24 protein-coding genes are annotated in these 20,939 nt (G+C 67.3%); 5 read left to right on the forward strand and 19 right to left on the reverse strand.

Features of this window, described 5'->3' with window-relative positions; all coding sequences use genetic code 11:
- Positions 1 to 6: 6 nt before the first annotated feature.
- From OF380_RS20305 to OF380_RS28875, 9 genes are all read right to left on the reverse strand, one after another.
- Positions 7 to 564: a lysozyme gene (locus OF380_RS20305; RefSeq protein ID WP_246687733.1), complete on the reverse strand. Its 558-nt coding sequence runs from the start codon at positions 562 to 564 to the stop codon at positions 7 to 9.
- Entirely contained in the window at positions 564 to 794 is a 231-nt protein-coding gene (locus OF380_RS20310; RefSeq protein WP_147018795.1) for a DUF7940 domain-containing protein, read from the reverse strand. Before OF380_RS20310 ends, OF380_RS20305 begins: the two co-directional genes overlap by 1 nt.
- The gene (locus OF380_RS20315) at positions 791 to 1,153 is read right to left on the reverse strand and encodes a hypothetical protein (RefSeq protein ID WP_147018794.1); all 363 of its coding nucleotides are present in this window, start codon (positions 1,151 to 1,153) and stop codon (positions 791 to 793) included. Before OF380_RS20315 ends, OF380_RS20310 begins: the two co-directional genes overlap by 4 nt.
- Positions 1,150 to 1,401 (reverse strand): hypothetical protein, encoded by a 252-nt coding sequence (locus OF380_RS20320; protein WP_246687732.1) that lies wholly within the window; start codon positions 1,399 to 1,401, stop codon positions 1,150 to 1,152. Before OF380_RS20320 ends, OF380_RS20315 begins: the two co-directional genes overlap by 4 nt.
- A 33-nt stretch (positions 1,402 to 1,434) precedes the next feature.
- Positions 1,435 to 1,596 (reverse strand): hypothetical protein, encoded by a 162-nt coding sequence (locus tag OF380_RS20325; protein ID WP_246687731.1) that lies wholly within the window; start codon positions 1,594 to 1,596, stop codon positions 1,435 to 1,437.
- Positions 1,597 to 1,744: 148 nt separating this feature from the next.
- Positions 1,745 to 2,092, reverse strand: a complete 348-nt coding sequence (locus tag OF380_RS20330) for a hypothetical protein (protein ID WP_147018793.1) — start codon at positions 2,090 to 2,092, stop codon at positions 1,745 to 1,747.
- 161 nt (positions 2,093 to 2,253) lie between these two features.
- Entirely contained in the window at positions 2,254 to 4,278 is a 2,025-nt protein-coding gene (locus OF380_RS20335) for a hypothetical protein (protein WP_147018792.1), read from the reverse strand.
- A gap of 935 nt (positions 4,279 to 5,213) precedes the next feature.
- Positions 5,214 to 5,948 carry a hypothetical protein gene (locus OF380_RS20340; RefSeq protein WP_147018791.1) on the reverse strand — a complete coding sequence of 245 codons (735 nt, stop codon included), beginning with the start codon at positions 5,946 to 5,948 and terminating at the stop codon, positions 5,214 to 5,216.
- A gap of 1,420 nt (positions 5,949 to 7,368) precedes the next feature.
- The gene (locus tag OF380_RS28875) at positions 7,369 to 7,650 is read right to left on the reverse strand and encodes a DinB/UmuC family translesion DNA polymerase (protein WP_246687730.1); all 282 of its coding nucleotides are present in this window, start codon (positions 7,648 to 7,650) and stop codon (positions 7,369 to 7,371) included.
- A 271-nt stretch (positions 7,651 to 7,921) separates the two neighbouring features.
- On the opposite strand from OF380_RS28875, the gene OF380_RS20350 reads away from it, so the two are divergent.
- Genes OF380_RS20350 through OF380_RS20365 form a run of 4 tightly spaced genes read left to right on the forward strand, consistent with a single transcriptional unit; the run spans position 7,922 to position 10,536 of the window.
- Positions 7,922 to 8,254, forward strand: coding sequence for a winged helix-turn-helix domain-containing protein (locus OF380_RS20350; RefSeq protein ID WP_147018790.1), 333 nt, complete (start codon positions 7,922 to 7,924; stop codon positions 8,252 to 8,254).
- Between the two features lie 45 nt (positions 8,255 to 8,299).
- Positions 8,300 to 9,091: a molybdate ABC transporter substrate-binding protein gene (gene modA, locus OF380_RS20355; protein WP_147018789.1), complete on the forward strand. Its 792-nt coding sequence runs from the start codon at positions 8,300 to 8,302 to the stop codon at positions 9,089 to 9,091.
- A gap of 4 nt (positions 9,092 to 9,095) precedes the next feature.
- Positions 9,096 to 9,761 (forward strand): molybdate ABC transporter permease subunit, encoded by a 666-nt coding sequence (modB, locus tag OF380_RS20360; RefSeq protein ID WP_147018788.1) that lies wholly within the window; start codon positions 9,096 to 9,098, stop codon positions 9,759 to 9,761.
- Positions 9,754 to 10,536 (forward strand): ABC transporter ATP-binding protein, encoded by a 783-nt coding sequence (locus tag OF380_RS20365; RefSeq protein WP_147018787.1) that lies wholly within the window; start codon positions 9,754 to 9,756, stop codon positions 10,534 to 10,536. Before modB ends, OF380_RS20365 begins: the two co-directional genes overlap by 8 nt.
- 144 nt (positions 10,537 to 10,680) lie before the next feature.
- Here the strand turns inward: OF380_RS20365 and OF380_RS20370 are convergent, their stop codons facing one another.
- From OF380_RS20370 to OF380_RS20405, 8 genes are all read right to left on the reverse strand, one after another.
- A complete protein-coding gene (locus OF380_RS20370) occupies positions 10,681 to 11,112 on the reverse strand; it encodes a Rap1a/Tai family immunity protein (RefSeq protein ID WP_147018786.1) in 432 nt (143 codons plus the stop codon).
- Positions 11,109 to 11,654, reverse strand: coding sequence for a superoxide dismutase (locus OF380_RS20375; RefSeq protein ID WP_246687736.1), 546 nt, complete (start codon positions 11,652 to 11,654; stop codon positions 11,109 to 11,111). Before OF380_RS20375 ends, OF380_RS20370 begins: the two co-directional genes overlap by 4 nt.
- A gap of 212 nt (positions 11,655 to 11,866) precedes the next feature.
- Positions 11,867 to 12,235: a hypothetical protein gene (locus OF380_RS20380; protein ID WP_246687729.1), complete on the reverse strand. Its 369-nt coding sequence runs from the start codon at positions 12,233 to 12,235 to the stop codon at positions 11,867 to 11,869.
- A gap of 8 nt (positions 12,236 to 12,243) precedes the next feature.
- Positions 12,244 to 12,891, reverse strand: coding sequence for a LamG domain-containing protein (locus OF380_RS20385; protein WP_246687728.1), 648 nt, complete (start codon positions 12,889 to 12,891; stop codon positions 12,244 to 12,246).
- The gene (gene chrA / locus OF380_RS20390; RefSeq protein WP_147018783.1) at positions 12,888 to 14,300 is read right to left on the reverse strand and encodes a chromate efflux transporter; all 1,413 of its coding nucleotides are present in this window, start codon (positions 14,298 to 14,300) and stop codon (positions 12,888 to 12,890) included. Before chrA ends, OF380_RS20385 begins: the two co-directional genes overlap by 4 nt.
- A 1-nt stretch (position 14,301) precedes the next feature.
- Entirely contained in the window at positions 14,302 to 15,132 is an 831-nt protein-coding gene (locus OF380_RS20395) for a chromate resistance protein ChrB domain-containing protein (protein ID WP_147018782.1), read from the reverse strand.
- A gap of 119 nt (positions 15,133 to 15,251) precedes the next feature.
- Positions 15,252 to 15,725, reverse strand: coding sequence for a hypothetical protein (locus OF380_RS20400; RefSeq protein ID WP_147018781.1), 474 nt, complete (start codon positions 15,723 to 15,725; stop codon positions 15,252 to 15,254).
- A gap of 2 nt (positions 15,726 to 15,727) precedes the next feature.
- Positions 15,728 to 16,984 carry a hemolysin family protein gene (locus OF380_RS20405; protein WP_186812996.1) on the reverse strand — a complete coding sequence of 419 codons (1,257 nt, stop codon included), beginning with the start codon at positions 16,982 to 16,984 and terminating at the stop codon, positions 15,728 to 15,730.
- Positions 16,985 to 17,227: 243 nt separating this feature from the next.
- On the opposite strand from OF380_RS20405, the gene OF380_RS20410 reads away from it, so the two are divergent.
- Entirely contained in the window at positions 17,228 to 17,356 is a 129-nt protein-coding gene (locus tag OF380_RS20410) for a hypothetical protein (RefSeq protein WP_264047108.1), read from the forward strand.
- A gap of 55 nt (positions 17,357 to 17,411) precedes the next feature.
- Here OF380_RS20410 and OF380_RS20415 read toward each other — a convergent pair whose 3' ends face one another.
- Both OF380_RS20415 and OF380_RS20420 read right to left on the reverse strand, forming a co-directional pair.
- Complete coding sequence (locus OF380_RS20415) at positions 17,412 to 17,795, reverse strand: hypothetical protein (RefSeq protein WP_147018779.1); 384 nt, start codon at positions 17,793 to 17,795, stop codon at positions 17,412 to 17,414.
- Positions 17,796 to 17,818: 23 nt separating this feature from the next.
- Positions 17,819 to 20,932, reverse strand: a complete 3,114-nt coding sequence (locus OF380_RS20420; protein WP_264047111.1) for an efflux RND transporter permease subunit — start codon at positions 20,930 to 20,932, stop codon at positions 17,819 to 17,821.
- Positions 20,933 to 20,939: the final 7 nt, after the last annotated feature.

Below are 20,939 nucleotides of genomic sequence, written 5' to 3' on the forward strand. Positions count from 1 at the left end.
ACATGATCAGATCCCCTTCAGGCAGAGGGCCTGCTCGCGCTTCCGGCGGGCGACGAGCCCGGGGACGACCTTGCCGCCGGCGCGGTTGAACAGGAGGACCGCGTTGCAGGCCCCGGCCTTGTCGCCGGCGTTCCAGCGCTTGACGGCCGTGCTCTTGCAGAAGGCGCTCGCGCCGACGTTGTAGGCGAGGTCGAGGAAGGCGACGTAGGGCTCGTCGGCGATGGGACCCTTGATGCAGCGCTCGACCGAGGCGTCGGCGAACTCGCCCAGCGCCTTGACCAGCATGGCGTCGCACTGGGCCTTGGTGAACCGCATGCCGAGCTCGATGCCGCGGGTCTCGCCGTAGCAGACGGTCGGCAGGTCCTTGGCCAGCCGGTCCTTGTAGGTGACGAGCTTCAGGCCCTCGTTCGGGCCCGTGGTCGAGACGGCCATGGCGGCGACGCCCGTCACCGTCCCGGCCGCGGTGATGGCCGCGAGGATGCGGTTCCGGCCCTTCGAGGGGGTGGCGGCCTTGGGCTTGGCGGCCGGCGACCGGAGGAGACGGGCGAGGGAGAAGCGGGCCATCACTGGTCTCCGGACAGGCAGGACTGGGCGACGAGGCGGGCCGCCATGCCGGCGAGGTTCACGCCGGCGTAGGCAGCCGCGAACACGCCCGGGGAGACCGGGGGCGACGCCGCGAAGACGGACATGCCGAGCTCGACGGCGCCGAGGACCGCGCCGAGGGCGTTGAGCCGGAACGACCAGGAGTGCCGGGCGACGCGCTTCGGATGGGGGACGAGCTTGGGGCGCCTCATGCGTGCGGCCTCCGGTTCCGGTGGGACCGCTGCGACCTGGGCGGTGCGGCGCCGCCACCGTTCCCGCCGTCGCCGTCGTCGTCGCCACGGATGGTCCGGCGCAGGATCTCGCCGTGGTCGTGCAGCGCCCGGGTCAGGTCCGTCCCCGTCCTTGCCAGGGTGAAGGCCAGGTCGAGCGCGACCGGATCGAGCGCGACCCGCGGGAGTGTCGCCACGGACTCGGGCGGCCGGCGGACCTCCTTGATGCGCGCGACGACGTAGGTGCCCAGGGCGAGGCATGCGCCGCCGAGCACGGTGCCGGCAGCCTTGAGGTACTCGGCCGGGAGGGTGGTGACGGTGGAGAGCCAGTCGCCGGTCATGCCGCGGCCTTCCTGATGATGGAGGCCCGGGCGTCGTTGCGGCCTTGGTCCCAGATGCTGCGGAAGGCGCAGTAGGTGTCGACGAGCGCCAACATCCCGTAGGCGCCGCAGCCCGTGTTCCAGCCGGGGTAGCCGTCGTGCGCGAGCAGGTAGGTGACCCACCCCCAGAGCCCGGCGCCGGCGGCCGCGGTCACGAACCGAAGGGCGGGGCTGTGCCGCTTGCTGCCGTTCACCCAGAGCCCGATCATGCGGATCACCGCGATGCCGAGCAGAGCGGCGCCTCAGGTGCCCTCGGGCGCGATGTCGGCGAAGGGGTCGAAGGTCGGGCGCGAGAACGTCTTGCCCGGGAGCAGCAGCGCGACGGCGACGCCGAAGGCCACGAGGGCACCGACCCACTCGGCCTCGCGCCGCTCGTGGTGGCCCTGGAAGGGGAAGCCGGTCACGCCTGCGCCTCCGGGGCGAGGTGGATGCAGCGGATGGCGATGGACAGGCAGGACACGGGGGGCGGCCTCGGGGACCGCCGACGCGGCCGGGATGACCCACGGTGCTCGCGTCCCCGTGGCCAGTTCCAGGCCACGCCGGCCGGTGGTCTCAGCCCCGGACGACGAAGGTGACGACGCGGGACCCGGCCAGCACCAGCCCGACCCGGCCGACGACGACGCCCTTGGCCCCCCAGCGCGGACCCGAGTAACCGTAGAAGGCGAGCCACCTCCCGATGCCGGCGACGTCGTAGCCGAGGCCCCGGAGCGCATCGATGGCCTCGCGGTCGGTCAGACCCTCCAGCACTGGTTCCAGCCCCATGACCCTGTCCGCGAAGCGCCGGATGGCATGGCGGGTGACGGTCGCCCGGTATCCCCCGGAGCGGTCGTAGGAGACGCAGGGAGGCGGCAGGGACGGCTCTGCGGGCGGGGAGGCGGCAAGGGCGAGGGCAGCGGACACGGGGCTCTCCTGGGGTTGGGAGAGCGTGCGCTCGGGTGTCCGATTTGGGCAGGGTGGCGGGTCGAGATCGTGCCCCTACCGGTCCCGGATGGAGGGAACCGGAAACGACGAAGCCCGCCCCGACCTTTCGGTTGGAGCGGGCTTCCCTGGATGTGCTGCATCTAGGACCTGTCGGCAGGAGAACTATAGCCCTGCGACCGGCATCCCTCAAGCGGGAACGAGGGTGGCGGGTAAGGTTCCGGACCCCTGGAACCAAGCCAGGAAGGCCGGCATCTCCTCCTCCGTGGGGAGCGGGATGGACGCCTCATCCGGGGCGGCGCAGGGCCCAGGGGACGCCACCGGAGCCCCTCCGGCAAGCGGCCCACTATCATGCTCACCACGGCCCCGAGAGCCTCCCACGGTCTTCCCTGTGCCTCGGCGGTCTGAGGCAGGTCGGAAATGGCGGTCCGGGGGGTGCCGGAAGCGGTCGGCGCGACTTTGGAGGCAAGGGCCTCCGGCAGGGCCACTATAGAGGTGGTCGAACCGTGAGGAGAGGAGACGGCCTGATCCTCGCGGGTCTCGAAGGCGGTTTCGACGGGGGCGACCGCGACGGTCTCGGACACGGTCTCGACGGGGGCCACGGATGCCGCCTCGGCCATCGCCCGGCGCAGGCTCGTCTCGCCCCGGCGCCCGACGAAGGCGGCCACGATCTCGCGCATGGTCTTGCCGGCCGCCTGGAGGGCGAGGGCCTCGCGACCGTCGGCAAGGCGCGCCGAGACAACGACGGTCCGAGGGGTGGCGCCGGCATCGGCCCTGCGTTCCGCGGACCGCTGCTTCTCCGTCCGCACCACCCCGCCAGGCAGCAGCGCGTCTGCACCGGCGGCCCGGGCATCATCCTCGGACAGGCCGAGCAGGGTCAGCATCCGTGCTCTGGCGTAGACGTACATGACCGGGCGCTCGACCCCCTTGTAATCGCGGGTCTCGCCGGCCTCGTGCCGACGGAGGATCCGCTCCAGGGCTCCAAGGCTCGACCGGAGCTCTCCCTCGGGCAGGCTAGCGGGACCGGCGAGACCCGCGGCCCATGATGCGGCATCCCCGCCCTCGACCTGGGCGATGGCGCAGGCCGAGAGGAAGGCCCACAAGGTGCGCTTCCCCTCGGGAGGGGTACCGCCCCACCAGACGCGGACGGCGTCGAGCGCCTGCACGATGCTCGGCCAATTCCCGCCGGAAATCCGGCGGGTCGAATGCTCCTCGACGACCGGGATGCCGGCGGCCTCGGCCTCGGCGCGGCGGGCCTGCCGCCCGGCCTCACGGATCTCGTACTCCGCCTGACGCTCGGCCTTGAGGCAGGCCATCTCGTCGCGGGAGAACGGCAGGTAGGCCGCGGCGAGATCCTCGAAGTCGTGACGCTCGACGTCCGCCCAAGACGCCGGCCAGACCAGCCGGGCGACCTTGCCCGACTTGCCGTTGTACGATCCGGCCAGGCGCAGGACCCGGGCGGTGTCGATGGCCGCGCGGTCGATGCCGGTACCCTTCCAGACGGCCGCCATCATCGTCTCGTGGGCGATGACCTCAGGGTCCTGGAGCCGCGTGCCGCCCTTCGTCCGGACGGTCGTGGAAGGCTTGCCGTCCTTGGGACCGACGAGCCAGCGCTGGACGGCCCGATGGCGTCCAGCGACCCCCGCCGTCGCCATGAGGGGCTGATGAAGCCAAACGAGGTGGAGGCCGCGCCCGCTGAAAACGATGTACGACGGCAGCGGCTTCCCGGCAGCCCTGAGGCGCTCGATCAGGATGCCGGCCATCTCCTCCGGGCTGAGCCCGAGGAAGGCTGCCTTGTCGTGGCAGTCGACGTCCGCGATCAAGGAGTTAACCTGGACGAGCGAGGTCGAGCCCCGGGCGCCGTAGAACCGCTGCATGCTGATGTGCGTCGCCCAGCGCAGGGCGTCAGAGGTGGCGAGCTCGCCGACGGAGACGACCCGGGTCTCCCACCGATCCTCGCCGTCGACGTTCTTTGACTGCCGCATCAGCGAGACCTTGCCCTTGGTGGTGGCCAGGTCGGGGTGGAGGGCATGGGCGTGGGCGACGCGAGGGCCGGCATTGACGCGCGCCTGGAACTGCTCCCGCAGGTCCGCGAGCTTGCTCTCGGGCAGCAGCAACTCGCCGTATGGATCAAGGCGAGCGAAGGTCTGGGGCGCGGAGTGATACAAGGCGGCGACGGTCCATAGGCGGCGACGGGGCAGCACGACCCGACGCGACTTAGGAATGCTCCCACTGGACCCTGAAAACCGCCAGGGGCACCGCTCGGCGCCGATCCGTTGTCTACCTGTGCCTGCGGCCCGTCACCCTAGGTCAGGGGCTCGATGCGGCCCTGGACCCAGCCGGACAGAGGCGCGGCCAGGCCGTTCGCCGGCGGCGATAGCGAAACCGCAACCAGGGCTCGAAATCTGCCCACCGGTCGCCCCTGCCTCGCCCGGCCGGACGCATCGTTCGCTATTAAGAACGGGCCAGATGACGCACAAATGTTAGGCACCTCTGATCACGGTGGTTAATCCTTGTGCGATCATGACTGCCGAGCATTCAAACGTCAAAAACAGGTGCCGGCTATCTCATAGAAGCATGGCAAGGAAGCGGCACTCTAACATTCGAGGCTCGTACCCTGGAACCGCTTACGTTAAGCGGGGCAGCCTTTTTAACATGACTATCGACCTCACATCGGCCCTGCACGACTATGATACTGCTCACCAGTAACCCTGAAAGGAGCGATTACCAGTCTCAGCGCTGGCAAATGCAGGCACCTGAACGGAAGTATCTGTAAGGAGAACAAGCTAGCGCCTCCCCACGCAATTGAGAGCACCGCTCATGATGGCGTCGATTGCGGTCTCCTCGCCCAAGATTTTGGAGACATACACGAAATGCGGATCGAGGCACTGCTTCCAAGCTATGACAAGCGCTGATCCAATCCACGATTTAGAGGACATAACCTTCCAGGATCAGGTCGTGCCAAAAGAGAAGCGCTGGCGCCCTGAGCTTGGGCCGGTTCACGACCGGCTCGATCACGCAAGCGCGATCCACTCCGTTTATGGCGCCCTGTAGCAGTTCAGCATTAAGGACATCTTTTTCCCAGGAAGCAGGACATGAAAATTCAGATGCGCACACCTAGCAATTCGCATAATGCATCCAAAAGCCTTTTTGGAAGATCAGGCTCATGAATCTTTCTATTGAGCCAAACTGCAGACCGGCTATGCCGGAAGTACCTCCATTCTCCAGAGAGTGTGACGCCCTCTACAAACAGATACGTCTCTCCCTTACGGATGAGGAACCGTGTCGTCGTGCATTCGTGCGACCGTCGCGCTCTTACGATACGTCGACGAACTTCGCGACTGTCAGACCTATATCCCCATCCCATTTTCTCGAAGTTGAGTAGATCCGCATCGCAGATGTTTGACTTGGCCGTTTCCTGCATCCATTCTTGGTCACAGGAGTTGGCGAAGCCGTCGCGGAACCGCGCTATAACGCGCGTGAGATGATCGTCAGTATCTGCAATGCAGCAATCGACCGCCTCTGCATTGAAGGCTTCCAGGATATCATTGACATGCCTCAATGCCTCAACACCGAAGATGTAGGTGGTCAGCTTCTCTCGGAGATTAGCTGAGAGACAGCATAAGCTCCGGGCAACGCCCTCCAAGATACTACCTTCCGGCTCATGGATGCGTCCGGAAGGATCAAAAAGATCGGTCCTGACGACGCAAACACCCAATCGCTCTGCGACGGCGGCAGCTTGTCCGCGATCCTCGCAAGCATCGGCTCGCCAGCGCGCAAATGCATAATAAGCAACATCTGGTAGCTCATCCCAGTATTTTCTCTGCAATTGCTTCAAGGCAAGGCCTGCACTTCTGCTACATCATGCTTGCAACCTTAGTGGGACAGCGATCCGAGATAAAGGACATGTAAGGACCAAACCCGTCCTCGAGCCGAGCGGGTGCTGCGGGGTCGCGTTGATCCTTTTCGACCTTTTAGGGTGGAATATGCAGTTGGCTCAAACCAAAACGATTGACGTTACTCCCGCAGCGCCGGTACAGACCGGTGAGCCTGCTAAACGAAGTCTTCTATGCCGATGGACCGGTACTGGGCTGAATTTGATCGAGGTCCATTTCGACTACCGGGTGTCCATCGGGATTGACCATCTGGAGTGGCGCTGAGACAATCCCCGAGCGTCATCCATCGCGCATTGGCAATCTAAGCAAGCTTCTCATGTATTAATACCATCTAAATATTTGAGATATTGTCGATTTCTCTGATTGTTGCAGCCCGCGGGCACGGCAGATTGGCTCAAAGCATCAAAACGATGTTGTGGCAAGTACGTGTTAGCATCTACGTTCTGAAATGATTGAGCCCTTAAACCATCATTACGGCTTGATAACCAACCGGTTCATAAAAACGTTGGAGATATGATTGCTCAGGCGATTTAGTCGCCGACCGCTGTTAAATACCAGCTGTCTAGCTGAGGAACAAGTTCGATGTTAACGTACTCCGTTGGGCAAAATCTGGGCCCTAAACCTCGCGAGGGAATGCAGGTCACCCCAGGGCCGCACGGACTTAACATTGAGGTTTTCTGCAGAAAAGACTCTGACCTGGCTCGATGTATCGCAGCCGGCGGGCCGTTTCAGTTTGCTTTCATTGATGCCAATCCGTTTTGCTGGTTCTTAATGAATGCTGGACCTGCTGGTTACTTAGACGCCTGCTGGTCTAGATCACGGGTACCGTTGCATGTTCAAGATGTGATGCAAGGTAGCTTTCACACGATGAGGGAAAGTAGCGCCAGGGAGCCTGCTGCCGAGGATGTAGCAGCAGTTTTGTTACTCGCCGAGCTTTCTGGTACCGTTTTTGGAGTTCGGCCAATTCATCTTCCAAATTCCGCCTGGAACCTTCTTGCAACAACAATCCTTAAGCACCCCACTGCACTCGGCGAAAAAGAGATACTCAAACACCAAGAACGTCTAGAGCGGCGGTATGCACGATTGGACGACTTTCGGAGGGCGAATATAAAATGGGTAAAGAATGTAAATAGAAGCATTTCTGATGAAAGTGCAAATTTTATATAAAATGCTCACGCTTGACTTAAATTTTGCTTACGCAGCTGTCTTTGGCTGCCTTCACGTCCCGGATCTCTTCGACCCGTATTGTGTAACGCGGTGACCGTATTTTGAACTTCGTGGACCATCCCCGGTTCGGGGAGGGCCCGCATAACTGGGAACGACCACTCCAGGCCCAGAGCGTCGATTGCAGGCGTCGAGCGCCTACATCGGGGCCGCGCCCATTTTGCGGTCCAACTGGCCCAGGCCCGGCATCGCCCGCTGCGAGGCGGCCATTGGCGTCAGGTCGGCGGTGACGACGCCGGCCTTGAAATAACGGAACCCATCGCGCCAGGTCTTGCGGACACCTTGCGTCGCGGCCTTCACCACCGCCAGGGTGTCGTTCGTCGCCTCGGGCAGGCTTACTACCGTCGAGAACGAGCGTTGCGACTGGTCACGGTCGTGCTCGCTCGTATGAAAGAAGACGGTGACGTGGTTGGTCGCCACCGTACCGACGAGTCGAGAATCCCGCCATGGAAACCACGTCATCGACGCCCCGTTAACGGGCCTGCTCCATCATGGCCCGTCGCGGGCACGTGGGCGATTGGCCGAAGTTTTCGGATGCGGCCTCGCATCACTGTATCCCGATGACATACCCCGCGTCGTACCGTGCCGGCGAACCTGACCGGAGCCATGGGGCGATGACAGGTATGGTGCCTGTGGTCCGCCACCGGGTAGGCCGAAGCAGGTGAGGGATAGGGTGCCAGAGACAAGCATCATGCTTCGGGTCGCGTTGCGGGCCGAAGCCCTTCTCGGGCCAGGCAAGGCGGCACTCCTGGAAGGCATCCGCGATACCGGCTCCATCGCCGCCGCCGGCCGGCGCATGGGCATGAGCTACAAACGGGCCTGGTACCTCATCGACACCCTGAACGGTGCGTTCCGCGAGCCCATGGTGACAACCAGCAAGGGCGGCAAGGCCGGTGGCGGTGCCAAGCTCACCCCCACGGGCGAGGCCGTCCTCGACGGCTACAGGCGCATGGAGGCGGCGGCAGCCGATGCCGTCACGGACGACCTGGCACGACTTTCGGCCTTGCTCCGACCCACGGGTTGATCGTACGACCGTGCGATATAGCCGACGGGCTATAGCGAGGCTCGCATGACCATTCGGTTCCCACGCCGCACGCTGATGCTCGCCGCCGCGCTAGGCCTCGGCCTCGTCACGGCCTCGCAGGCGGCGGACCCGGTGCGGATCGCGGCGGCGGCCGACCTGAAGTTCGCGCTCGATGCCGTGGCGGCGCAGTTCAAGGCCGACACCGGCCGCGAGCTCTCCATCTCCTACGGCTCGTCGGGCAACTTCGCCCGCCAGCTCCTGCAGGATGCGCCGTTCGAGGTGTTCCTGTCAGCCGACGAAGGCTTAGCCTTCAAGCTTGCGGACGCGGGTAGGACGTTGGACCGTGGCACCCCCTATGCCGAGGGGCGCTTGGTCCTGTTCGCGCCGCACGGCTCGGCGCTCACCCCCGACGACCGGTTTTCGGACCTGAGGGCCGCTCTCGCCGACGGCCGCGTGCAGAGGTTCGCCATCGCCAACCCGGAGCACGCTCCCTACGGGGTCGCCGCCGAGCAGGCGTTGGCGGCGCAGGGCCTCTGGACGACCGTGCAGCCCAGGCTGGTCCTTGGCGAGAACGTCGCCCAGGCCGCGCAGTTCGCCACCACCGGCTCGGCCCAAGGCGGGATCTTCGCCTACTCCCTCGCGCTCTCCCCCGAGGTCGGCAAGCTCGGCACCTACGCCCTGATCCCGGCGGCGTGGCACCAGCCTCTGCGCCAGCGCATGGTGCTGATGCGGAACGCAGGCGACACGGCCAAGGCGTTCTACGCCTACATGCAGGCTTCTCCGGCCCGTGCCGTCCTGCGCAGGTTCGGGTTCGTGCTGCCCGGCGAGGCGCCGTAACCCGATGGACTGGACGGCGCTTTCGGTCTCGCTGCGCCTCGCGGCCCTGACCTCCCTCCTCCTCCTGCCTGTCGGCGTGTGGGTCGGCCGCTGGCTCGCCTTCCGTCGCGTACGGGGACGTCCGGTCATCGAAGCCCTCCTGGCGCTGCCCCTCGTGCTCCCGCCGACCGTGCTCGGGTACTACCTCCTCGTCGCGTTCGGAGGCGGCTCCCGTCTCGGGCAGGCTTGGAAGGCCGTGTTCGGGCACCCGCTCGCCTTCAGCTTCGAGGGACTTCTGCTCGCCTCGTTGATCGCGAACCTGCCCTTTGCCATCCAGCCGATGCAGCGTGGCTTCGAAGCCGTTCCCACGGACATCCGCGAGGCGGCCGCCGTCTCGGGATTTCCGCCGTGGCGGGTCCTGCGGGCCATCGACCTGCCCTTGGCCTGGCCTGGAATCGTCACGGGCATGGTCCTCACGTTCGCCCATACCGTCGGTGAGTTCGGCGTCGTCCTGATGGTGGGCGGGTCCATCCCCGGGGAGACCCGGACCGTCGCCATCGCGCTCTACGACCGGGTCCAGGCCTTCGACATGCGAGCGGCCGGCGTCATGGCTGCCTTCCTGCTGCTGCTGTCGCTCGCGGCGCTCGCCATGACCTACACGCTGTCGACAAGGATCGGGCGACGTGCCTGAGCCGGCCGGCCTCTCCGTCCGCCTGCGCCAAGCCGGCCCGATCCCGCTCGCGGTCGACCTCGCCTGCGGCCCATCGGAGCTCCTCGCCCTCGTCGGGCCCTCAGGCGCCGGCAAGTCGACGGTGCTCCGGGCCGTGGCGGGGCTCCACCGGTCCGGCACAGGTCGGATCGCATGCGGGGGCGAGACCTGGTTCGACACCGCCGGCGGCATCGACGTCCCGCCCCATCGACGGCGGGTCGGGCTGGTGTTCCAGTCCTACGCCCTGTTCCCGCACATGACGGCGCTCGGCAACGTCACCGCGGCGCTGGGGCATCTGCCCCGGTCCGAGCTCCTGGAGCGGGCTCGGACCCTCCTGCGACTGGTGCGCCTCGACGGCCTGGAGGATCGCCGTCCGTCGGCGCTGTCGGGTGGCCAGCAACAGCGGGTGGCCGTGGCTCGGGCATTGGCGCGCGATCCCGGGGTCCTGCTGCTCGACGAGCCCTTCGCGGCGGTCGACCGGCGCACGCGGCGCCTGCTTCAGGAGGAACTCGCAAGGCTGCGCGCGTCCTTGCGCATCCCCATCGTGCTGGTGACCCATGACCTCGACGAGGCCGCGGGCCTGGCCGACCGCCTGTGCGTGCTGGACCGGGGCGAGACCCTCCAGGCCGGTCCGCCGGAAGAGATCCTACGTGCGCCGGCCTGCGAACGGGTCCGCGAGGCGCTGGATCTGCGGGAGGGGGTACGGGGTGGCCTAGCGCGTGAACCGGAACCTTCGCCGGATCGCCCCGGCCCTTAGCCGATTGGCCTTGGCGGCCCAACCCCCGCAATCGCCCGTGGTCCCATGGGTTCGCGACACGTTCCCTCGTCCCTACGAACGTGGATGACCCAAGTCTCACGACCGCCTAGCGAGGCCTCCCCGGCCTCGCCCCCGTTCGCAAGTTCATTGCCGGCACGGCCAGCGCTGGCGGAAGGCGAGGCTCGCTCCCGCCAGCATGTCGACGCCAAGCAGGCCGTCGTTGGCCCGCGACCATGTCAGGAACGTCTCGGCGAGGGTCTCGATGGTGTACTCGGCATCGCAGATGCCCCCCTTGTGGCCTCCCGTGCCAAAGGCCGCCAGCGTGTCGGCGACGCCCATCAGATAGGCGCTGCACCAACCCGACGCCGCCCCCTGTTCGGCGAGGCAGGCCGCTCGAAGGTCCCGGGTCCTACGCGACGTCACGTCCACCGCCTCCGCATCCGGGGCGGGTGCCTCGGCCGGGACGACGGCGGACGTCGCGCCTCGTGCCGGAGCCGCCGTAAGCGCGCTCGCGCAACTCAGGCCGGCCAGCAGCCCCGGGAGCAGCACGACGCGCGTGAACCAGGGCTTCCTCATGCGGCGCGGCTGGCCTCGTCGTAGAGGCGGTCCGCGGTCTCCCAGCGGATCACCTTCATGAAGACGTCGACGTAGTTCGCGGCCTTCGCGCCGAAGTCCATCTGGTAGGCGTGCTCGTACATGTCCATCGCCAGGATCGGCGTGCCGCCGGCCAGCGTCGTGGTGTGATCCGCCGCCCAGGCGTTCACCAGGCGCTTGTCGCGCGGGCTGTAGGTCAGGAGCACCCAGCCGGAACCGCCACCCTCGGCGCGACCCATTGCGGTGAACTGCGAGCGCCAGCGCTCGATGCTGCCGAAGTCGCGGATCAGCGCCGCTTCCAGGGTCGGCCCCGGCTTGCTCTGGTCGCCGAGGTTCGAGAAGAACAGCTCGTGCAGAATCATCGAGTTGGTGGCGATGAGCTCCTCGCGCTTGAGCCCGTTGACCACGAACCCGGGCGTCTTCTCGTAGTCCAGCGTCGCGAGCTGGTCGGCGATGGAGTTCAGCCGCTTCACCGCCCCGAGATAGTTGTTCTCGTAGTGGCTGATCATGATGCGCTCGCTCATCCCGGCGATCTTCTGGGGATCGAGCGGCAGGGGCTTGGCGGTATAGGGCGGCAGCTTGATTGCGGGCTGCCCGGGCGCAGGTCCGTCCGCGGCGGCGGCCGAACCCGCGCCTAAGCCGACGGCGGCAAGGCCCGCGCCGGCGAGGAACAGGTTGCGGCGGTCGATGTCGTGGGACTCGGACATAGGTTTCTTCCTTGTGGTGGAGGCTGCCGCTAGCGGCGTGCTTGCGGCCTCTGCAGAATGGCGTCGTCGGGGAGCATCCCATCGCGCCTGAGCTCGACGCGCCGGCCCGCTTTCCAGACCTCGAAGCAGCGGGCGCCGTCAGGGCCGCCGTCGAGGCAGAGTTCGTCGTTGCGCACGCGCCAGGTGCCCGCGCCTCGGGTGCCGAGGGAGACCGACGTCATGTGCCCGCCCTTCCCGAAGACGTAGGTCCAGTGGACCTCGTCTGTGAGTTCCATGCCGGTCAGCCTGCCGGCGATCTCGCCGCCGGAGAGCTTGCGAAGCGGCTCGCCGGCACAGGCGGCTCCCATCAGGACCACCGTGAGGAAGAGCGCGACCGCGATCCGTTCGGCCGGTGCCACCGAGCCGTTCATGGCAGCGGACGCACGCTGAGCGCATCGAAGCGCGTTACGCTGTCGGCCTTGGTCCAGAAGCCGACTTTGCCAGGGGCGGCCATCGTGGCGTCCACTGTCGTGAACAGCTCGCGGCCATCGAAGGACACCGTGAAGCGGTCTCCCTGCGCATCGAGCCTGAGGTCGTGCCAAGCATTTGCGGTGACCGGCAGGTCGGCTCCGCCCAACTGCTCCCGCTTGCCGCCCGTCACTTTGTAGAAGCGCACGTTGCCTTCGAGCGCGTTGGCGCGGACCACGTAGTAGTTGTTCGCGTCCTGCAGGCGCACGACGAGGCCCCCGGCCTGGTCGACCCGGCCCGAGATCGGCTTGATCCGGGTCGCGACCGAGACGTCGGCCGGCGCCCCCGCTGACTGCACCAGGACCGGGAACCTGCCATCGGTGGGATCCTGGCTGGTCTGGTCGAGTGCCCGGCCTCCGGGGGCCGATCCGTCCTCGACGACCTTCCACTCGCCCGGTTTACCGCCCCCGGTCTGCATCGGCTCGAAGTCGTAGGGGACGCCGCCATCGGGACCACCGACGAAGCTGACGACCTTGGCAAGTGCGCTTGTCTGGCCGGCGCCGCCCATGAGAAGGGCCAGCGAACCTAGCATCAGGATGCGTTTCAAAGGACCACTCCGGCGAGGTGAAGAAGGACGCCTGCCGCTGCGCAGGCCGTCAGCGTCGGGATCATGCCGACCTTGAACCGGAAGACGGCGAGGATGGCGGCCGCGGAGAGGAGCAGGGCCCAAGGGTTCAGACTCGCCAGCACCGGCACGTCGAACCTGAGCGGCCCCGCCACGAAGGGCGTCACCTGGGCGAAGATGGTGTGGAGCGCGAACCACACGGCCAGGTTCAGGATCACCCCCACTACGGCGGCGGTGATGGCCGCGAGGGCTCCGGCCAGGGCGCGGTTGCCGCGCAGACGCTCGACGTAAGGTGCGCCGACGAAGATCCAGAGGAAGCAAGGCGCGAAGGTCACCCAGGTGGTCAGCAGGCCACCGAGCGTCCCGGTGAGGAGCGGTGGGAGCGCGCCGGGATTGCGGAACGCCGCCATGAAGCCCACGAACTGCGTGACCATGATCAGGGGGCCGGGCGTGGTCTCGGCCATGCCGAGGCCGTCCAGCATCTCGCCGGGCCGAAGCCAGCCGTAGTGGTCGACCGCCTGCTGGGCCACATAGGCCAGGACCGCGTAGGCGCCCCCGAAGGTCACCATCGCCATCTGCGAGAAGAACACCGCGATCTGGCCGAACACGTTGGCAGGTCCGAGCAGCGCCAGAACCGCGAGGACAGGCACGAGCCAGAGCGCGCCCCAGACTGCCAGCGTCCGTAACGTATGGCCGTGCGCGGCCCTCTCCTGCGGGAGTTCGTCGTCTGCGAGGAGGTAGGGGCCGCCGTCCGCCTTCCCGGACGCGCCATGGCCTCCGCCGGCCTGGAACTGCGGAAGGCCGGCCCGGCCCCCAAGGTAGCCGATCACCCCCGCTGTCAGGACGATGACGGGGAATGGCACGTCGAGGAAGAAGATGGCCACGAAGGACGCCGCCGCCAGACCGACCATGGTCCGGCTCTTCAGGGCCCGACGACCGATCCGCAGGACCGCCTGGGCGACGATGGCGAGCACGGCCGCCTTGAGCCCGAAGAACAGGCCGGCCACGATCCCGACGTTGCCGTAGAGGGCATAGACCCAGCTCAGGGCCATGATCGCAATCACGCCGGGCAGGACGAACAGGCCACCGGCGACGAGCCCGCCGCGGGTGCCATGCATGAGCCAGCCGACATAGGTGGCAAGCTGTTGCGCTTCGGGCCCCGGCAGCAGGGTGCAGAAGTTAAGGGCGTGGAGGAAGCGGTTCTCGGAGATCCAGCGCCGCTCCTCGACGAGGATGCGGTGCATGACGGCGATCTGCCCGGCCGGTCCGCCGAAGGAGAGCGAGGCGATGCGCGCCCAGACCGGCACGGCCTCGCGCAGAGTCACCGGGGCTGGCGTGTCGGAGGCGTCTGGGCTTCGTGCGGCGACGTGGCCGAGGGTGGCTCCTGCCATGTCAGGACCTCCCCTTCGGCTTGTTGGTCGGCCAGTTGTGGGTTTCCTCCGAGGCATCCCGGCACCAGCGGTAGAAGGCGTCGTAGAGCAGCATGCCGGCGTCGAGCTGCTCCAGGTCGTCGGCGTAGATGCGCGACAGGCCGAGCGAGGCGGCGAGGAGCCCGGCCGCCTCGGGTGCCAAGTCAGGACGGCCCGTGTCGGCGCCCCGGACCAGCGTGGCGAGGCGCAGGAGCGGGTCGGTGGCCAAGCCCAGTTCCTGGACCATGACGTCGAAGGTGCAGAGTTCGCCGCGATGGCTCCAGAACACCCCGGCATCGTCGATGTCGAACGCTTCGCCGTCGAAGCGTTTGGCGACCTCGGCCACTTCGGAAGGCGGCACGAACAGGAACACGGCGTCGGGGTCGACGAAGCGGCGGATGAGCCAGGGACAGGCGATGCGGTCGACCTTGGGCCGCGACCGGGTCACCCACACCGTTCGGCCCTGCGGGTCACGGTTCCGCAGCTTGTCCAGCGGCACCATGGGTCGCTCGGCAGCAACCCAATCCGCGATCCCGCCTTCCAGGGTCTCGGCGGCCACGCCCTGGGTCCGCAGCCAGGCGGCGACACCCTGGCTACGAGCGTGCCCTTCCTGGCAGATCACGACGGCGGAGCGACCGCGGAGGGTGTTTCCCCACTCCGAAACCCGTTCCCAGGCGTACGGCTTCGAGCCCGGGATCAGGCGCGGGTCCGACCGCAGGTCGGCGGCTGAGCGCACATCGATGAGCACCGAGCATGCCGGGGTGCCGATGAGGCGAGCAAGTTTGTCGACGGAAATCGAGTTGGGTAAGGCCACGGCGCGTCCTTGCAGGGATATGCAGGTTGGACGCGATGCTTCGGCCTAAGCCTCGTCGGGAGATCGCATCCCGATGGCGCAATACATGACCCAACACCGAGGAGTGTCAAGCCAGATCATCATCGCGATCCGCAGCCGCTCAGCGTCCACACGCCGGATGGTGGGGAGATGCCCGCCCCGGAAAGGCGCCCCGCCCGCTCGCGATGCGCGATGAACCCTTGCGCGAGGTGGAGGAAGGAAAGCCTGGCGACACCGTTGCCGTCCGCGGCAACCGCGCCGTCCTCGCGACGCGGCGTCATCGGCGTCCTGACACCGGGGTCGATGCCCTGGGTATTGGCCTCGGAGACGAGCACCCACTCCGTTGCGGGCGATTCCACCTCCGTCCGGAAGGGGTACGTCTCACCGGTCGCCGTGACGACGAGATCCCACCCGATAGCATCGCCTGCGCGTCGGCTGCGAAGCTCGAACTCGGATGCGCCGCGGAGGGGCCTGAAGCTCGCCTCGCCGAGACGACAGGAGGCCGGTTGGGCCACGGCCCCTACGGGACCCAGCGTCAGGACCATGACGGCCATCAGGACGGGGTGCGTGCGCATGCTCAGTTCACCCGGCTGGCGAGGATCTTGTCGATGCGGCGGCCATCCAGGTCGACCACCTCGAAGCGCCAACCTCCGGCCTCGAAGGCATCCCCGACCGCCGGTATCCGCCCCAACTGGAAGATCACGTAGCCGGCCAGGGTGGTGAAGTCGTCGGAAGCGGGCACTTCCGAAAATTCGAGGCGTTCGAAGGCCTGGCGCGCCGGCATCATGCCGTCGATGAGGAGCGATCCGTCCGGGCGCTCGACGACATCCGGCTCCTCGCCCGCCTCCGGGATGTCGCCGGCGATGGCTTCCAGGAGGTCGGTCTGGGTGACGATGCCCTCCAGGCTTCCGTACTCGTCGACCACGACCGCCATGCGCATCGGCTGGCTCTGGAAGGTCTCCAGCACCGCCAGGATGGTCATGCTCTCGTGGACGACGATGGGCGGCTGGATGGCCGCCGCGATGTCGATGTCCTTGCCGTCGAGCACTTGGTCGAGGAGGTCCTGCTTGCGCACGACGCCGACGATCTCGTCGACCTCGCCGCGGCTGACCACGACCTGGGCGTGCTCGTAGGTGCGCAGGGCCTTGAGCACCTCGTTGCGCGGGTCATCGGCGTCGATCCACTCGACCTCGTGGCGCGGGGTCATGATGTCCCGGATCTTGCGCTCGCCGATGGAGAAGATGCGTTCGACCGCCTCCTGCTGGACCTCGCGGATGAGCCCGGCCTCCTGGCTCGCCTGGATGAGCAGGTTGAGCTCGGCGGTCGAGTGCAGCGAGCCCTCGCCGTGTCCGGCCTGCAGGTTGAACAGGCGAAGCACTCCATTGCCAAGCCCGTTCAGGAACAGGATGGCTGGACGGAAGACGAGCAGGAACAGGCCGAGCGGACGGACCACGGCGAGCGCCGTATGCTCGCTTCGTTGCAGGGCCAGGCTCTTCGGGGCGAGCTCGCCGAGCACGATGTGCAGAGACGTGATGATGGAGAACGCGATCACCACCGCTACCGTGTGGGACGCCACCGTCCCAAGGGTGCCTGGCAGCCATTCGAGCGCCGGCTCGATCAGGTGCGCGAGCGCGGGCTCGCCGACCCAGCCGAGCGCCAGGGACGAGAGGGTGATGCCGAACTGGGTCGCCGCGAGGTAAGCATCCAGGCGGTCTGTCGCCCTCTGCAGGGCCGTAGCGTTCGTCCGCCTCTCCGTGACCAATTCGGCGACGCGGCTGCGGCGTACCGAGACCAGGGCGAACTCGGCCGCCACGAAGAACCCGTTGGCGAACACCAGGACTAGGACCGCAACCAGTCCCAGTGCGGTCGACCATGCGTCGTCGGAAATCGGCTTATCCCCACTCTATCGATCTGGTGAACGTCGAGGCGCCACCCGATATTCCGTTGGTACGGACACGGCTTGAAGGCGCCACCGCGGCAATCCCTGCCGTGTGGAGGCGTGCGTCGCGGTTGCCTGAAGGCTTAGCATGGCTAAGCTTGGGCATCGCCGCGACGCCGGCGTCCACCTTGGGACCCCATGTCCATCAAGATCAAGACGGCCAACGACGGGACCCACACGCTGGTCCGTGACGGTGCGGTCGTCAGTTCTGGCCTCACCCTCGACCAAGCGCATGAACTCGCCTCGGTCCTAAGATGCCTGGGCTGACGCGAAGGCACCGTCGTGGGACGCGGGCCGGGAATGTTCTGCCCGCGCCAGGGTCTCACTTCTCGACGTGACGGACCTGGATCGAACGCCCGTCCGCGGTCCTGGCCGAGACCACGACCTTGTCGCCCTTGGCGAGAGGCTGCGAGAGGGGAGCCGTGAGCTTCTCCGGGGAAGCCGGCGAGAGCACCAGCGTCTCGGTCTTGCCGCCCGACAGCACGGTGGCCTTGCCCGAGGCGCCCTTGGCCGTTTGCGGCTTTCCGTCCTCGTCGCTGAAGTAAAGCGCGATCTCGTTCGGAGTGTCGACGAACTCAGCATGCCCGCCGGTCACGTCGATGAGGGCGCCACCATTCGGGCCCTTGTGGGAATGCCCGCCGCCGGCAGCGAGGGCCGAGGTCGAGAGCGCGAGGGCGGCGACGAGGGTAAGGGTCGTGTTCTTCATGGGTCAGTTCCTTTCCGTAGTGGTCAGAAGGCTTCGGCGGGGGTGAGGCCGCCGCTCCGGGCCGCTTGCAATCGCTCCAGGGCCTTGCGGCCGAACGCGAGGAACAGGACGGGCGTCAGAAGGGTGTCGAGCACGGTCGCACTCACGAGGCCGCCGAGGATGGTCACGGCGACCGGATGCAGGATCTCGCGTCCCGGCTCGTCGGCGCCGACCACGAGGGGCAGCAGCGCCAGTCCGGCGGAGAGCGCGGTCATCAGCACAGGCGTCAGGCGCTCCAGGCTCCCGCGAACGACGAGGGCCGGCCCGAACGCCTCGCCCTCGTGGAGCGCGAGGTTGAGATAGTGCGAGATTTTGAGGATGCCGTTGCGGGCCGTGATGCCGGCCAGGGTGATGAAGCCGACCATCGAGGCGACGGAGAGCGGCTGTCCGGCAAGCCATAGCGCTGCGACGCTGCCGATCAGGGCCAGCGGGATGCTGGCCATGACGATGAGGGCCAGGGGTACCGAGCGGTACCGCCCGAACAGCACCGTGAAGATCAGGGCGAGGGCCACCAGCGACAACAGGCCGATCCGCGTGGAGGCTTCCTCCTGCGCCTGGAAGGTCCCCTCCAGCCCGACGCGGTAGCCTGCCGGCCACCGGGTCTCGTCGACCGCCCTGCGCACGTCCGCCACCACCGCGGCGAGGTCTCGCCGCTTGTCGGTGTTCCCGAACACCGCGATCCGCCTCTGGGTGTTTTCGCGGTTGATCTGGTTCGGGCCGTCGGCCTCGGTGACGTCGGCAACCCTGCGCAAGGGGATGCGTCCGGCCGGGGTCGAGATCAGGAAGTCGCCCAGGCCGGTGGTCGAGCGGTCCTCGACCCTGAGCCGGATGACGACGTCGAAGCGGCGATTGCCCTCGATAATCTGAGAGACTGTGCGCCCGTTGCTCAGGGTCGCCAGGGCATCCGTGACGGAGGCTGGCGTCAGGCCGTAGAGGGCCGCCCGCTCATGGTCGACGTCGACCCGGAGTTGGGGGATGCGGACCTGCTTCTCGACCTGGAGGTCGGCCATGCCGTCGATGCCGGCGACCTTGGTCCGCAGGGTCTCGGCGAGGCTCCTGAGCGTGTCGAGGTCGTCGCCGTAGATCTTGATCGCGACCTCGGCCCGGATGCCGGACAGCATGTGGTCGAGCCGGTGCGAGATCGGCTGTCCCACATTCAGGACGGCCGGCAGCACCGCGAGGCGGGCACGAAGGTCGGCGAGGATGGTCTCCTTCGGCCGGCCCGGCTTCAGGTCGACGTCTAGCTCGCTCGAATGCACGCCCTCGGCATGCTCGTCCATCTCGGCCCGCCCGGTGCGGCGGCCGACCGAGACCACCTCGGGCACCTCGCCGATGAGGCGCTCGGCGACAAGGCCGAGGCGGTGGCTCTCGCCCAGCGAGATGCCTGGGTTGTAGGCCAGCCCGAGGGCGAGCGTGCCCTCGTTGAAGGGCGGCAGGAACGCCCGGGGGAGCCGGGTCGCGGCTACGCCGGCCACGATGACGGCGACCCCGGTCAGCCCAAGCAGGATCGCGCGGTTCCCGAAGGCCCAGGACAGCAGGGCGGCGTTGCCGCGCTTGAGGTGGCGCACGAGCCAGGTGTCGGCGGCCTTATGGCCGGTCCTCCCGGCGAGGAGGTACGACGCCAGCACCGGCGTCAGGGTGATGGAGACGATCAGGCTCGCCAGGATCGAGACGATGTAGGCCACGCCCAATGGCGCGAAGAGCCGGCCCTCGATGCCGGAGAGGGCGAACAGGGGCACGAACACCAGGATGACGATGAGGGTGGCGTAGACGATGCCCGAGCGAACCTCCTGGCTCGCCGCCGCCACGACCTTCAGTACCGGCCGGGGGGTGGCGCTCTCACGGTTCTCGCCGAGGCGCCGGATGATGTTCTCGACGTCCACCACGGCATCGTCGACGAGTTCGCCGATGGCGATGGCCAGCCCGCCCAGGGTCATCGTGTTGATGGTCAGCCCGAGGACCTGGAACACCGTCACCGTGACGAGCACCGAAATCGGGATGGCCGTCAGCGAGATGACAGTCGCCCGCACGTTCATGAGGAACGCGACCAGGACCATGGCGACCACGACGCCGGCTTCGATCAGGACGCGCTTCACGTTGCCGACCGAGGCCTCGATGAAGGTCGCCTGCCGGAACTGGATGTTTTTCGCGTTCACGCCCGCCGGAAGGGTTTTCTGGATGGAATCGAGGGCCGCCTCGATCTTTCGGGTAAGCTCGACGGTGTCGGCCCCGGGCTGTTTCTGGATCGAGACGATGACGGCCGAGCGACCGTTGAAGCCGGCGTCGCCGCGCTTGACCGCCGGGGCGAAGTCGACGCCCGCGACTTGCCGCAGGAGCACGGGCTGGCCCTGGCGGTAGGTCACCACGGTGTTGCGCAGGTCGTCGAGGCGCTTGGTGAGGCCCACATTGCGGATGAGGTACTCGCGCCCGTGCTGGTCGATGAAGCCGCCGCCGGTGTTGGTGCCGAAGCGCGAGACCGCGGTCTCGACCTGCTCCGGGGTGACGTCGAGGTTCTGCATCGCGGCCGGGTCCGGCGAGACCCGGTACTGGCGGACCTCGCCGCCGATGGGGATGACCTGGGAGACCCCGGAGATGCTCAGGATCTGCGGACGGATGGTGAAGTCGGCGAGCTCGCGCACCTCCATGGCGGGAATGGCGTCCGCCGTGATGGCCACGAGCAGGATCTCGCCCATGATCGAGGTGACCGGCCCCATGTGTGGGCTGACCCCGCGCGGCAGGGCCTCGCGCACGATGGCGAGCTTTTCCGAGACGAGTTGCCGACTGCGGTACACGTCGGTCGACCAGTCGAACTCGACGTAGACGATGGACAGGCCGGGGCTGGAGACCGAGCGCACGCGGGCGACGCCCGGCATGCCATTCATGGCCGCCTCGACCGGGTAGGTCACGACCTGCTCGACCTCCTGGGGAGCGAGCCCTTCGGCCTCGGTCATGATGGTGACCATGGGCCGGTTGAGGTCGGGCAGCACGTCGACGGGGAGCCGGGGCAGCACGAAGCTGCCGTAGGCCACCAGGATGACGGCCGCGGCGAGGACGAAGAGGCGATTGCGCAGGCTGGCGCGGACGATCAATCCGAACATGGCGGCC

Source organism: Methylobacterium sp. FF17 (genome assembly GCF_025813715.1).
Lineage (GTDB): Bacteria > Pseudomonadota > Alphaproteobacteria > Rhizobiales > Beijerinckiaceae > Methylobacterium > Methylobacterium flocculans.

What these genes read in the sequence shown, in the direction of transcription:
- OF380_RS20315 (WP_147018794.1), bottom strand. Translation starts at nt 1,153, where the DNA reads ATGACCGGCGACTGGCTCTCCACCGTCACCACCCTCCCGGCCGAGTAC.
- OF380_RS20370 (WP_147018786.1), bottom strand. Translation starts at nt 11,112, where the DNA reads ATGAGGAAGCCCTGGTTCACGCGCGTCGTGCTGCTCCCGGGGCTGCTG.
- OF380_RS20350 (WP_147018790.1), top strand. Translation starts at nt 7,922, where the DNA reads ATGCTTCGGGTCGCGTTGCGGGCCGAAGCCCTTCTCGGGCCAGGCAAG.
- OF380_RS20400 (WP_147018781.1), bottom strand. Translation starts at nt 15,725, where the DNA reads ATGCGCACGCACCCCGTCCTGATGGCCGTCATGGTCCTGACGCTGGGT.
- modA (WP_147018789.1), top strand. Translation starts at nt 8,300, where the DNA reads ATGACCATTCGGTTCCCACGCCGCACGCTGATGCTCGCCGCCGCGCTA.
- OF380_RS20415 (WP_147018779.1), bottom strand. Translation starts at nt 17,795, where the DNA reads ATGAAGAACACGACCCTTACCCTCGTCGCCGCCCTCGCGCTCTCGACC.
- chrA (WP_147018783.1), bottom strand. Translation starts at nt 14,300, where the DNA reads ATGGCAGGAGCCACCCTCGGCCACGTCGCCGCACGAAGCCCAGACGCC.
- OF380_RS20420 (WP_264047111.1), bottom strand. Translation starts at nt 20,932, where the DNA reads ATGTTCGGATTGATCGTCCGCGCCAGCCTGCGCAATCGCCTCTTCGTC.
- OF380_RS20305 (WP_246687733.1), bottom strand. Translation starts at nt 564, where the DNA reads ATGGCCCGCTTCTCCCTCGCCCGTCTCCTCCGGTCGCCGGCCGCCAAG.
- OF380_RS20320 (WP_246687732.1), bottom strand. Translation starts at nt 1,401, where the DNA reads ATGATCGGGCTCTGGGTGAACGGCAGCAAGCGGCACAGCCCCGCCCTT.
- OF380_RS20375 (WP_246687736.1), bottom strand. Translation starts at nt 11,654, where the DNA reads ATGAGCGAGCGCATCATGATCAGCCACTACGAGAACAACTATCTCGGG.
- OF380_RS20410 (WP_264047108.1), top strand. Translation starts at nt 17,228, where the DNA reads ATGTCCATCAAGATCAAGACGGCCAACGACGGGACCCACACGCTGGTC.
- OF380_RS20310 (WP_147018795.1), bottom strand. Translation starts at nt 794, where the DNA reads ATGAGGCGCCCCAAGCTCGTCCCCCATCCGAAGCGCGTCGCCCGGCAC.
- modB (WP_147018788.1), top strand. Translation starts at nt 9,096, where the DNA reads ATGGACTGGACGGCGCTTTCGGTCTCGCTGCGCCTCGCGGCCCTGACC.